Here is a 12,132-nt window from a genome sequence, read left to right as displayed (position 1 = left end):
AACCCCCAGCCCCGCCCTCAGCGTCCCGTCCGGTCCAGTCGCCGTAGGACCGTCCGCTCCTCCTCCGTCAGCGGTGCCCCCACCGCCGCCGGCAACGGCGGCCCGCTCAGCGTCGCCAGCACCGTCGAGGGCCGCAGCAGCCGCGTCGGCCCCGTCGTCATGCTCATCACGTCCCAGAGCGCCGACGCCGCCGGGTACGAGCCGGTCGCCGTGCGGATCATGCGGCGGGTGTAGGCGGTGACCAGACGGTCGGCGACCCCGGGAGACCCCCCGCGCGTGCCCGGGTACCAGACGTCCTGGCTCACCGCCATCGTCCACGCGGCCTCCACCGGCCTGGCCGCCCGCCGCTGCACCCGCCGGGCGACCCCGGGCTCGCCGAGGCCGGAGCCGGACCGCCGCAGCTCCCGGGCCAGCTCCCGGGCGCCCAGCGCGGCCACCGACATGCCCTGCCCATAGGCGGGGTTGAACGTGGCCAGCGCGTCACCGAGGACGACGAGGCGGTCGGGCCAGGAGCGGACCTTCTCCAGGTACCGGCGGTGATTGCTGGTGCTGCGGCTGACGTGGACCTCGGTGAGCGGCTCCGCGCCGGAGATCAGCCGGCCCACGATGGGGTCGGGCAGATCCAGGGTGTACCGGAGGAACGCGTCCGGATCCGAAGGCGGTTCGCCGCCGCCCCGCGTGCCGGCGAGGCTGACCATCCAGCGGTCCCCCTCGATCGGCAGCACCATGCCGCTGCGGCCGGGCCGTCCCCGGTACGGGTCGGCCTGCACCATGGTCAGGGGGAATCGCCCGGCCCCCTCGGGCGTGCGGTAGAGGCGGGTGGCGTTCACCAGGCCGGCGTCCACCGTCTTCTCGCGCACGTCCTCGACGCCCAGCCGCGCCAGCCAGTGCACGATCCGGGAGCCGCGTCCGCTCGCGTCCACCACGAAGTCGGCGGCGAGGTCCTCCTCCCCGGCCGCGGTCGACAGCCGCACCCCGGTCACCCGCTGCCGCGACCCCGTCAGCTCCACCACCCGCGCCTTGCGGATCACCACCGCGGTGCCGTCCAGCACGGCGCCTCGCACCGCCCAGTCGAGCAGGGCCCGGGTGGAGGTCAGCATCCGCGGCCCGGGGTGACGCCAGCGCCGCAACCAGCCCTCGGGCGTGAGGGCGACCATGCCCGAGCCGAGCGGTATCTCGTGCGCACCGGCGGCGAGCAGGTGCTTGCGCATGCTCACGCCCGGCACCAGTTCCTCCATGGGGGCCAGCCCGCCGGCCATGAGGAGATGCGCGTGACGTCCCTGCGGCAGGCCCTTGCGGTGCTCCGGCCCCTCGGGCAGATCGTCGCGGTCGAGCACGATCACCTCGTCCGCGACGGCGGACAGGGCCGCCGCGGCCAGCATTCCGGCCAGACCCGCACCGATGACGACTGCTCTACGCGACATGCGACTCCTCGCACTCAGCCATGAAGGCTCCTTTGCCCTACCGGGCATTCCCCGTCGTCCGGCCCCCGCCGCGCGGCGCACAACGCCCTCCGCCGGCACCGGTTTCGAGCCATGCGGGCCCCGCCCCGGACGGCTCTCACCGTACCTTCACGTACCGTGTCCGCGGCCCCCCTGTGCGGTTCAGCCGGTGAGGGACTTGCCGTCCGTGGTGTCACGTGCCAGGGCGCGGACCGCCCGCAGGTCCTCCGGGCGGCGCAGGACCCGGGACACGGCGCCGATCTCGCGCAGCAGATCCGTGGTGTCGCGGGCACCGCTGCCGTCGTCCTCCCCGGTCCGGTTCCTGGCCTCGATCGCGTCCAGGATCGCCGCGGTGGCGGCGAGCGCCTTCGCCAGGTCGGGCGGGTGTCCGAGGGCGAGGGCGGCTTCGTGGAACCGTTCGCGCCGGTCCTCGTCGATGTGCCGGGCGAGCGGCAGCAGCACGTCGCGGATGAACGTCTCCCGGCGCACCAGCCGCAGTTCCGGCGTCGCGCGCAGCAGGAACGGGACCCCCGCGCCGTTGACCGTCCTCATCAGCAGGTACAGCGGCCGCAGTTCGTGGAGGGCGAGCCGGACGTGCCAGCGGCCGTGCAGGTACTGGCCGGCGTGCGGGAGGATGAAGCCGACCGCGATGAGCACGGCGGACAGGCAGGCGAGCGGCGGGGCGACGGCCGTGCTCAGCCAGTCCACGTTCCTCCCGGACCAACGGGCCACCACGGCACTGATCTTGGCGGCGTCGAAGAGCAACTGCGCCGCGTAGCCCACGCCGAGGAACTTCAGCCCCCAGCGCAGCAGCGAGTCGAGCCCGTCCGTGCGGACCCAGTTCCAGATCAGCCCGTTGGTGACCAGCGCGGCCAGGGTGTGCGCGAGCAGGTAGAGCACGATCATCTCGCGCATGTACGGGGTGTTCGCGTAGTACGTGTCGAGATCCCGCAGCCGCTCCTGCGGTACGTCCGCGAGAGCGAACAGCACCCACATCGCGACGATCACACTCGCATAGACCACCACGACCCCCCGCATCGCACGCCGGGTGTGGTCCGAGCGGTCGGACAGGCCGTTGCGCCAGGAGATGATCAGCAGCAGGCAGGAGGCGCAGAACGCGGTGAGCAGCGAGTAGACCCAGGGGCCGGAGAAGTTCGCCACCCCGGTGAGCCGGTTCACCCGGGCGATCGTCGACGGTGCCACGAAGACGAACACCGCGCAGGCGAGCAGCAGCAGCCCGCCGACCGCGCGCAGCAACGGGTCCTTCCAGAGCCGGATGATGCTCGGCAGCTTGATGGCCAGGGCGGCGGCGAGGACCCCCGCGGGGATCCACCAGAAGTTCGGATAGAACTGGTTGACGAACTCGGCCGGGGTGAGCGCCACCGTCGTCACGGGGCCGCACCTCCTCGCGGTCCCCGGTAGCCCAGCGACCGTTGCAGGGGTTCGAGGGGTACGTCCGGTCCGCGCCCGCCCGGCAGCAGGGCCCGGCAGCGCGCCGCCAGTTGATGCCCGAAGGCGTCGGCCTCGGACTCGTCCCGTTCCCGGGAGCCGTTGCGGGCGGCCACGGTCAGCGCGACGTCCTCCCATCCCGGCCGGTCGGCGAACGCGTCGGCCGCCGCCGCACCCGCCCCCTCGTGATGCCGGTGCCCCGCGTGCAGATGCCACAACTCGTGCCCGAGTATGACCAGTTGCTGCACGGCCTCGGCCCGTTCCTCGACGATGACGAGGTCGAAGTCCTGGAACTCCATCCACAGGCCGGTCACTTCGATCTCGTCCGGGAAGCGTTCGAAGCGGAGCTCGACGGGACGTCCGCCGCGCCGGGTGCTCATCTCCTCACACAGCGCCCGGCACAGCGACCGTACGTCGCTGGGGTGGCGGGGTCTTGCCCGGACCGCGGTGGCGAGCTCGGCGGCCAGGCCGCGCATGGCTGAGCCACTGCGTGGGCGCCTGAGCGCGGCGGTGACTCGGGCGGCCCTGATCCGCGCGCCCGCGATGTCCATCGCTCCCCCTTCTCACCGCCGTCCCGTCGACCGGCGACGGCCCTGCCCGGCGCGTCCGAGACTACGCGCCCGAAAGTGTGTGCGTCATGCGATCCGGCGTCCGATGTTCAACGGAGAACGACCGTTCCTGCCCGGAACCTCCGGTCCGAAATCCGGCCGGACCATTGACGGGCAAGCGCTTCGAATTTACGGTCCCGTTCGAAGTCACGAGCGCTATCCGAAATACCGAACGATCTCTGATCGTCGATCGCAAGGGCAGGGCACGGGACGAGCTATGGGCCCAACTCATGCCTGGCAGGCCAATAACGCCCTTCTTTCAGGGGCGCGGGGAACTGCGCGATCAACCCCCACGCACCCGCAGCCGAAACCGAACCTCGAAAGGCAAGCATGAACACCGCCCGCTTCACCCTCGACCCCGCATTCACCGTCGGCGAGGTCAACCCTCGCCTCTTCGGCAGCTTCGTGGAACACCTCGGCCGCTGCGTCTACACCGGCGTCTTCGAACCCGACCACCCCACCGCGGACGCGGCAGGCCTGCGCCAGGACGTCCTGGACCTCGTGAAGGAACTCGGCGTCACCGCCATCCGCTACCCCGGCGGCAACTTCGTCTCCGGCTACAAGTGGGAGGACTCCGTCGGCCCGGTCGAGGACCGCCCCCGCCGCCTCGACCTCGCCTGGCGCTCCACGGAGACCAACCGCTTCGGCCTCTCCGAGTACATCGCCTTCCTGAAGAAGATCGGCCCCCAGGCCGAGCCCATGATGGCCCTCAACCTCGGCACCCGGGGTGTCGCCGAGGCCCTCGAACTCCAGGAGTACGCCAACCACCCCGCCGGCACGGCCCTGTCCGACCTCCGTGCCGCGCACGGCGACAAGGACCCCTTCGGCATCAAGCTGTGGTGCCTGGGCAACGAGATGGACGGCCCCTGGCAGACCGGCCACAAGACGGCGCAGGAGTACGGCCGGGCCGCCGCCGAGACCGCCCGCGCGATGCGCCAGATCGACCCGGGCGTCGAACTCGTCGCCTGCGGCTCCTCCAGCCAGTCCATGCCGACCTTCGCCGCGTGGGAGGCGACGGTCCTGGAGGAGACGTACGACCTCGTCGACTACATCTCCCTGCACGCCTACTACCAGCCCGAGGACGGCGACCTCGACTCCTTCCTGGCCTCCGCCGTCGACATGGAGTCCTTCATCGAGAATGTGGTCGCCACCGCCGACCACATCGGCGCGAAGCTGAAGTCGAAGAAGAAGATCAACCTCTCCTTCGACGAGTGGAACGTCTGGTACATGTCGCGGTGGCACGAGATCGAGAACTCCGGCGCGCGGGACTGGGCGGAGGCCCCGCGCCTCCTGGAGGACAACTACAGCGTCATGGACGCGGTCGTCTTCGGCTCGCTCCTCATCGCCCTGCTCCGGCACGCCGACCGCGTCACGGTCGCCTGCCTCGCCCAGCTCGTCAACGTCATCGCGCCGATCATGACCGAGCCCGGCGGCCCCGCCTGGCGCCAGACCACGTTCTTCCCGTTCGCGCAGGCCAGCACGTACGGCCGCGGCGAAGTCCTCGACGTCCGCGTGGACTCACCGACGTACGAGACGAAGAAGTACGGCGAGACCGACCTGCTGCACGCCACCGCCGTGCGCGCCGAGGACGGCACGGTCACCGTCTTCGCCGTCAACCGCGGCCGCACCGACGCCCTGCCCCTCGACGTCGCCCTGAGCGGCCTCGGCCTCACGCGGGTCGTCGAGCACAGCGCCCTCGCGGACACCGACCCCGACGCCCGCAACACCCTCGACGACCCCGAGCGGGTCGCCCCGCACACGGTCGACGGCACCGCGCTCCGGGACGGCACGCTCAGCGCCGTCCTGGAGCCGCTGTCCTGGAACGTGATCCGGCTGGCGTGACGGCCGCGGTCAGCGTTCGACGCGCAGCAGGGCGGTCGAGGACGCCGAGGCCGACGTCGTCCCGACCGCCCAGTAGCCGTCCGAGCCCGGCACCTTCGCCAGGGCGTTCATGACGACCGGGGTCGTGGCGACGGGCGCCCGCTCGCCCACCCAGGCCATCCGTCCCAGCGCAGGTAGTGGGCCCGGGTCTGGTCCCAGAAGTCCCACCCCGCGATCCGGTCGGGCCGTCCCTGCGCGTCGGCGACGATCCCGTTCAGCATGCCGACACCGAACGGCTGGGTCACGCCCCGCCAGGTGCTGCCGTCACCGTGCAGGAGCAGCACACCCGGCGGCTTGCCGATCGGGCCGCCCACGCCGTAGTCGTGGCCGACGGGCCACAGGTCGTCGTCGGCGACCGGCAGAAGGCAATGCGCGCGGACGCCCCGATCCGGTCACACCGGCTTCACGGGCACGCCTCCGGCCGCCGCGCCCAGCAGCGTCAGCCGCGCCTCTCCGGGCCCGGACGGTGTGGTCCCGTCGGACAACACCGCCAGCGCCAATGTGTTGGCACCCCGTGTGCGCAGGATCCCGTTGGGCAGCACGAAGGTGTGCTGCGGGCCCACGTCGTTGATGTACTGGCCCATGTTCCAGCCGTTGAGGAAGATCTGGACGCGGTAGGCCCGGCCCGGGTCGTCGTCGAGGACGAGCCCGATCGAGGCGTCGACCCCCGGGGCGACGTCCAGCCGGAAGTCCGTCCGGTACCAGGTGACGCCCTGCCGCCGGTCGGCCCGGGGGAGTTCGGCGTCCTTCCAGTCCCCGTCGTCGTACTCGGGCAGATGCCAGCCCTCGCGCTCCCCGTGCAGCCCGCCGTTGTTCATCGGCCCGCGCACGGGATCGGGCGTGGAAGCGCCCTGGATCCGCCATGTCACCTCGGGGGTGCCGCCCTCGAAGGTGACGGCGGTCAGACCCCGCGCGGCCTTGTGCGTGTCGAGGGCCTCGCCGTCCATGTCGTGCTGCATCGGCCGCACGAGCACCGACAGCACGTGCCGGTCACGCTTCCCGTCCCGGGCCTCACGGAACCTCACCCGCAACTCCTCGGGCAGGGCGAAGTCGGCCTTGGCGGTCCACGTCCCCTGCCGCGCCCGCTCCTTGTCCGGCACCGGCATGCGGTGCGTGCCCAGCGGCTCTCCGTCCAGCCAGGCCATCAGCAGGCCCTGCGTGCCCGTGCTGTAGGCGAGGGAGACCGACTCGATGCCGTTCTCGTCGCTCCACTCGCCCCGGTACCAGACGTCGCCGTAGTGGAAGCCGTAGTCGTCGGCGAACAGGACGGGCTGCCCGTCGGGCACGGGCGTGGCGCTGAAGGTCGTCTCCTTGTCGGCCGTCGTCCAGTCCGAGTCGTCGAAGTCCGGCTCGGACTCCGGGTTCCCGGCCCGGCGCCGCCAGCCGTCGAGGGCGGGCAGGGCCGGCCGGGTCACCCCGGGCAGCGGCCGCAGCGCCAGCAGGCTGCCGGAGGCGCTGATCCGGGTCGCGACCGGGCGCCCGTTCCAGGTGACGTGCGTGATCCCGCGCGGTCCCCACACCTCCAGGCCGGTCTGCCCGGTGGTGTCTCCGGTGAGATGGACCGTGGAGTCGCGCAGCTCCGCCGAGCGCAGCAGGGCGGGGCCGTAGACGAGGAGCGGGCCGGACGGCGTCTCGTACGGCCACAGCCGCAGGGAGGTCGCGTCGTCGGCGAACAGCACCAGCATCTGTGTGTCCACGCCGTCGCCCTCGACCCGCACCCGGCTCAGCCCGCCGGCGCCGAGCGGGGCGGTGATGTTCAGCTTGTTGAGGTTCCAGGACCACGCCGGCTCCGCGTCCAGCCGCATGGGAGTCGGCTCGTCGGGGCACTCCAGCACGACCTGCGCGAGATCGCCCCGCCTCCCCGCGAACACGGCGATCTCCTGCCGCCCGGCGGTCAGGCTCAGCATCGGCTGCACGGTGGCGTGCACCAGCGTCCGCTTCCCGAGCTTCAGATCGGCGGCGATCAGCTTGGCGTCCCGCGCGGGGACCATGACGGGCACGTCGATCCCGGCGTCCGGCAGGGTCACGGAGACCGCCTCGGCGGAGTCGTTGCGCAGGACGTAGAAGCGGGCCCCGGTGTCGGGGTTGGTCAGGGGGTAGACCTTGATCCGCTTGTCGGTGGCGCGCACGGCCTTCGCCCGGTTCAGCTTGGCGAGGTCGGGCAGGTGGCGCAGCGCCTGCCCGATCTGGTGCATCGAGGCGAGCTTGGGAGTGGCGTTGCGGGCCTCGTCGAAGGCCGCGCCGTAGTCGTACGACGTGTAGACGGCCGGTGCGGGCAGCCAGCCCCAGGAGGTGCCGCCGAACGTCATGTAGACGTTGTGCAGCGTGATGCCGTTGGCGAGGTTGGTCAGGTAGAAGCGCCGCTCGTACGCCGCGTCCCGGGTCCGCCGTGCCTCGGCGTACCCCTTGCCGTCGAACGCCGCCCCGCCCCACGGGTCGAACCAGCCCCCGCCGAACTCGGGCACGAACCCGGGCGTCCTCGGACTGGCCGTGGCCCCGCCCTTGGCGCCGCCCGCCCCGAAGAGCCCCCAGTCGGGCGGCACCTGCTCCGGCTCCGGATACCCGTCGAACCCGTACAGCCAGCGCCCCTTCTCCCCGCCGGTGCCGAAGGACCCCGGGGTCCAGTGACCGTTACGGCCCTTGTCGTTGTGGAACAGCGGCACGTCGATGCCGTCGGCGCGGACCTTCTCGTACAGGTACGACATGTAGGCGCGCCCGGACGGCTCGTCGACGAGCGCGTCGTACTCGTTCTCGATCTGGTAGAGCAGGACCGTGCCCGTGCCCCGCGTGAACAGGCGTTTCGCGACGATGGCGTTGACGGCGGTCAGCCACTCGTCGACGTACTTCAGATACGTCGGGTCGGAGGTCCGGGCCCGGCCCTCGGTGGCGGTCAGCCAGCCCGGGAAGCCGCCCGCGTCGACCTCCGCGTTGATGTACGGCCCGGGCCGCAGGATCACGTACAGCCCCGCCTCGGCGGCCGTCCGCAGGAAGAGGTCCAGGTCGCGCACGCCGGTGAAGTCGTAGCGGCCGGGGGCGGGGGAGTGGTGGTTCCAGGCGACGTACACGCTGACGGCGTTGTAGCCGTGGGCCCGCATCTTCTCCAGCACGTCCCGCCACAGCGACGGGCTAGGCAGCCGGAAGGGGTGCATCTCGCCCGACCAGAGCACCAGGCGGCGGCCGTCGACCAGCAGCGAGTAGTGGTCGAAGCCGATCTCGTGCGGTCGGCCGTCCGCGCTCGGCACCGGTGGCGGCGGGCCGGTGGGCGCGGTGCGTGCCGGGTTGGCGGAGGTCGGCGACCCGCTGCCGGTCAGCGCGAAGCCGAGCGCCGCCGTGCCGGCCAGAGCGTGGAAGGTACGCCTGCTGAGCTCCAAGGGAGCGCCTCCTGTTGTGCCTTGCGATATGTGGTGCGTGGTGCGTGGTGCGTGGTGCGCGCTGCGTGTGTTCGTCGTGCGGGGTGCGTGTGCACGCTGTGGTGCGCGGTGCGTGTGCTCAATGTCTACAGGGTCACGGGACAATGGTCCTATGAGGATCTCGGCACGAGCGGACTACGCGGTACGAGCGGTCGTGGAACTGGCCGTCCGGCAGGGGGAGGGGCCGGTCAAGGCGGAGGCCGTCGCCACCGCGCAGGACATCCCCCACAAGTTCCTGGAGGGGATCCTCGGGGATCTGCGGCGCGGCGGGGTCGTCGACAGCCGGCGCGGCGGGGGCGGCGGCTACCGGCTGGCCCGGGAGGCCGCGGAGATCACGGTCGCGGACGTGATCCGGGCCGTGGACGGGCCGATCGTCTCGGTGCGCGGCGAACGGCCGACCGGTCTCGCCTACTCCGGCACCGCAGAGCCGCTGCTGCCGCTGTGGATCGCCCTGCGGGCCAATGTGCGCAGGATCCTGGAGGGCGTGACGATCGCCGACCTCGCGGCCGGGGCGCTGCCGGAGCAGGTGGAGCGGCTGGCGGCGGAACCGGCGGCCTGGGAGAACCCCTGAGGGGCTGCGGCCGTGCGCGGCGCTGTGCGTGATCCTCATTCCGTCCTCGGGATGTCCTCGGTCTGACGCACTGGTGCAAGCACCCTATGTGCCTGCCGGCATCCCAGTGAATTCCCGCCAGTGTGAATGGCCGGAGAGCGCCCTGGCCCACCCCTGCCGTGCTGCGTACGATGCGACCGCTCCCGCTCTTCACATCCCCTTCATGGAATGGTCACAGGTCGGGGGCGCGCACGCACGTTGACATGCGCATGATCAAACACCGTCACGATCCACCCCCCACGAACCGATGGGAGAACCATGGCCGGTGGCCTGCTCCTGAGCGGTGCGGTAGCCGCGCTCCTCACCAGCGCACTTCCCGCACAAACCCCGTCCTCCGGCGGGTTCGACGACCCGCCCCCGGACAAGATCATCATCCAGGTCGCCACGGTGAACGGCTCCGGCTGCCCGCAGGGCACGGCAGCGGTCGCCGTCTCCGAGGACAACACCGCCTTCACGGTGACCTACAGCGACTACCTGGCGCAGGCCGGCGGAAACTCCGACCCGACCGCGTTCCGCAGGAACTGCCAGCTCAACCTCAAGGTCCACGTCCCCGGCGGCTTCACCTACGCCATCGCGAGCGCGGACTACCGGGGATTCGCCTCCCTCCAGCGGGGCGCGAGCGCCACCCAGCGGGCCTCGTACTACTTCCAGGGCTCGCCCAGCACGGTGTTCAGGAACCACCCCTTCAGCGGCCCTCTCAACGACAACTGGCAGGCCACCGACGAGACCGACTGGGCCCAACTGGTCTACGCACCCTGCGGAGTCCAGCGCAACTTCAACATCAACACCGAGATCCGCGTCAACGCCGGCACCCAGTCGGCCGACAAGGTCAGCTTCATGACGATGGACTCCACCGACGGGGACATCAGCACGGTGTACCACCTGGCGTGGAAGGAGTGCCCGAAGAAGTCGTGACGGTGTGAACAGGGGCGGCCTCACCGGGCCGGCGGTCCGACGAGCCGCCCCTCGTGCTCCGGCGCCGACGCTGCGGCGAGGTCCGATCAGCCCCGGGGCGCCAGCGCCGCCGCGGTGGCCCGCGCGAACGCCTCCGGATTGTCCAGCATGATGTTGTGACCGCAGTCGGGGATCGCGACCACGGACACGCCCGCCTCGCCGAGGGCGTCACAGCCCGGGAGCGGCCCGTCCGCCTCGGGGAGCAGGAAGGTGCGGGGGATCTCCAGGTCCAGCAAGAGCTCCCGCATCGTGGGGTCCGTGCCACGGGTCAGATGGAACGCGCTGCGGTGCAGGGCCTCGCGGCCGGCCAGACGCATCGTGGACCACCAGTGGGCGCCGACCCGGTCGCGGACCTCCTCCCAGCCGCCGCCCGCCACGAACTCCTCCTCGGAGTAGGCGGCGATGCCACTGCTGCTAGGGGAGCCCGGCGTACGCGGGATCGGGTCGAGGTTGGCGTCGACGAGCACCAGCCGGGACACCAGGCGCGGATGGCGGGCCGCCAGGACGATCGCCACCGAGCCGCCCATGCTGTGCGCGACCACATCGGCGCCCGAAACCCCCGCGGCGGTCAGGGCCTCGGCGAGCGCGTCGGCGTGCGATTCGAGGGTGTAGTCGAAGGTCGTCGGGCGGTCGCTGATGCCGTGGCCCAGCAGGTCGACCAGCAGCGACCGGTGCCCGGCCAGCAGCGGATGGACCGCGGCCCCGGTGAAGTAGGCGGGCGATGTGGCGCCCAGTCCGTGCACGTAGACCCGCGGCGGCTCCTGCCCCGGCAGTTCGACCCAGCGGATCTGGTCGCCCTCGGGCGTTACGGCGGCGCTGCGCACGGTCTGCTCTCCTGTGGTCACGAGGATGGGAGACACGAGAGTAGCCACTGAGGTTGGATGAGCCATGGAGTTCTTCTGCCACCACCGCGACCGGCCCGGCTCCCTGCCGCTGCGGGAGGAGCTGGGGGAGGCGCACTGGGCCTATATGGACCGGTACGAGGCGGAGTTGATCGCCCGGGGGCCGACCTTCGCCGAGGACGGGGAGACCCCCACCGGCAGTGTGCACATCGTCGACCTGCCGGATCCCGCCGCCGCGCGGGCGTTCGCCTTCGACGAGCCCAACTACCAGGCCGGGGTGTACCGGGACGTCCTGCTGCGGCGCTGGCGGAACCTGCTGGGCCGGACCATGTGGGAGTTCCCGGGCGGGCGAACGGGCGGCGACCGCCACCTCGTGCTCGGACTCGGGCCCTCGACCGGATCCGCTCTCGAAGTGCCGGACAACCGGGACGAGTTGATTGCGTTCGGCCCCCTGCTGTCCGACGACGGTGAGGTCTGGGTGGGCACGGCCGCACTGGTCCGGGCCCCCGACGCGGAGGCAGCCCGTGCCGTGCTGCCCGGGGGGCGGTACGCGGCCGTCGAGGTCCACGCGTGGGAGTTCGGCGGGCGACGGTGACGAGTGCGGCCCGGAGCCCACTGAAGCCGGTGAGCTCCGGGCCGGGGCCGTGCCAGCCCTGCTCCACACCCAGGGGCAGCGCACCCGCGTAGCCCGCCGACGTGGTGCTGCCGGGGGCGTTGAACCGTCGGGGGACAGAGTCACGTCCGTGTGGCGCCCACGGCCAGGGCGGCCGCGGTGGCGCCGGTGGCCGGTTCGGCAAAGTGACGGTGCGTCAAGCAGCTTGTGAGGCGGACTTGAAATGCTTTGTTAGGCACGGGTGTTGAGTACGGCATGAGGGGCGCGGAGAACTGCGCGATCAGCCACCCCCGACCCGCGCCCGCCGAACTACCCCGCCTGCC

General features: G+C 71.8%; 10 protein-coding genes. 4 read left to right on the top strand and 6 right to left on the bottom strand.

Features of this window, described 5'->3' with window-relative positions:
- Positions 1-17 precede the first annotated feature (17 nt).
- The 3 genes from K4G64_RS35285 to K4G64_RS35275 form a co-directional block, all read right to left on the bottom strand.
- Positions 18-1,424 carry an NAD(P)/FAD-dependent oxidoreductase gene (locus K4G64_RS35285; RefSeq protein ID WP_221759973.1) on the bottom strand — a complete coding sequence of 469 codons (1,407 nt, stop codon included), beginning with the start codon at positions 1,422-1,424 and terminating at the stop codon, positions 18-20.
- Positions 1,425-1,604: 180 nt separating this feature from the next.
- The gene (locus K4G64_RS35280) at positions 1,605-2,834 is read right to left on the bottom strand and encodes a DUF6545 domain-containing protein (protein ID WP_221759972.1); all 1,230 of its coding nucleotides are present in this window, start codon (positions 2,832-2,834) and stop codon (positions 1,605-1,607) included.
- The gene (locus tag K4G64_RS35275) at positions 2,831-3,442 is read right to left on the bottom strand and encodes a toxin-antitoxin system, toxin component family protein (protein WP_221759971.1); all 612 of its coding nucleotides are present in this window, start codon (positions 3,440-3,442) and stop codon (positions 2,831-2,833) included. Before K4G64_RS35275 ends, K4G64_RS35280 begins: the two co-directional genes overlap by 4 nt.
- A gap of 387 nt (positions 3,443-3,829) precedes the next feature.
- On the opposite strand from K4G64_RS35275, the gene K4G64_RS35270 reads away from it, so the two are divergent.
- Positions 3,830-5,341, top strand: coding sequence for an alpha-N-arabinofuranosidase (locus K4G64_RS35270; RefSeq protein WP_221759970.1), 1,512 nt, complete (start codon positions 3,830-3,832; stop codon positions 5,339-5,341).
- Between the two features lie 107 nt (positions 5,342-5,448).
- On the opposite strand, the gene K4G64_RS40780 is transcribed toward K4G64_RS35270, so the two are convergent.
- Complete coding sequence (locus tag K4G64_RS40780; RefSeq protein WP_260461419.1) at positions 5,449-5,694, bottom strand: hypothetical protein; 246 nt, start codon at positions 5,692-5,694, stop codon at positions 5,449-5,451.
- Between the two features lie 78 nt (positions 5,695-5,772).
- Positions 5,773-8,751, bottom strand: coding sequence for a beta-galactosidase (locus K4G64_RS35260; protein WP_221759969.1), 2,979 nt, complete (start codon positions 8,749-8,751; stop codon positions 5,773-5,775).
- Positions 8,752-8,902: 151 nt separating this feature from the next.
- Between K4G64_RS35260 and K4G64_RS35255 the strand changes: the two genes are divergently transcribed.
- Together K4G64_RS35255 and K4G64_RS35250 are read left to right on the top strand one after the other, a co-directional pair.
- Positions 8,903-9,361: an Rrf2 family transcriptional regulator gene (locus K4G64_RS35255; RefSeq protein WP_221759968.1), complete on the top strand. Its 459-nt coding sequence runs from the start codon at positions 8,903-8,905 to the stop codon at positions 9,359-9,361.
- A 297-nt stretch (positions 9,362-9,658) separates the two neighbouring features.
- The gene (locus K4G64_RS35250) at positions 9,659-10,315 is read left to right on the top strand and encodes a DUF4360 domain-containing protein (protein ID WP_221759967.1); all 657 of its coding nucleotides are present in this window, start codon (positions 9,659-9,661) and stop codon (positions 10,313-10,315) included.
- 86 nt (positions 10,316-10,401) lie between these two features.
- Here K4G64_RS35250 and K4G64_RS35245 read toward each other — a convergent pair whose 3' ends face one another.
- Entirely contained in the window at positions 10,402-11,178 is a 777-nt protein-coding gene (locus tag K4G64_RS35245) for an alpha/beta fold hydrolase (RefSeq protein ID WP_221759966.1), read from the bottom strand.
- Between the two features lie 64 nt (positions 11,179-11,242).
- Between K4G64_RS35245 and K4G64_RS35240 the strand changes: the two genes are divergently transcribed.
- Positions 11,243-11,791, top strand: coding sequence for a YciI family protein (locus K4G64_RS35240; protein ID WP_221759965.1), 549 nt, complete (start codon positions 11,243-11,245; stop codon positions 11,789-11,791).
- Positions 11,792-12,132 lie beyond the last annotated feature (341 nt).

The organism is Streptomyces sp. WAC04114, assembly GCF_019733245.1.
GTDB lineage: Bacteria > Actinomycetota > Actinomycetes > Streptomycetales > Streptomycetaceae > Streptomyces > Streptomyces massasporeus_A.
This window is presented reverse-complemented; position numbering and strand designations above follow the sequence as displayed.

Bases quoted from the DNA above. Each gene is read 5' to 3' on its own strand.
- K4G64_RS35270 (WP_221759970.1), top strand. From the start codon at position 3,830: ATGAACACCGCCCGCTTCACCCTCGACCCCGCATTCACCGTCGGCGAG.
- K4G64_RS35255 (WP_221759968.1), top strand. From the start codon at position 8,903: ATGAGGATCTCGGCACGAGCGGACTACGCGGTACGAGCGGTCGTGGAA.
- K4G64_RS35285 (WP_221759973.1), bottom strand. From the start codon at position 1,424: ATGTCGCGTAGAGCAGTCGTCATCGGTGCGGGTCTGGCCGGAATGCTG.
- K4G64_RS35275 (WP_221759971.1), bottom strand. From the start codon at position 3,442: ATGGACATCGCGGGCGCGCGGATCAGGGCCGCCCGAGTCACCGCCGCG.
- K4G64_RS35240 (WP_221759965.1), top strand. From the start codon at position 11,243: ATGGAGTTCTTCTGCCACCACCGCGACCGGCCCGGCTCCCTGCCGCTG.
- K4G64_RS35250 (WP_221759967.1), top strand. From the start codon at position 9,659: ATGGCCGGTGGCCTGCTCCTGAGCGGTGCGGTAGCCGCGCTCCTCACC.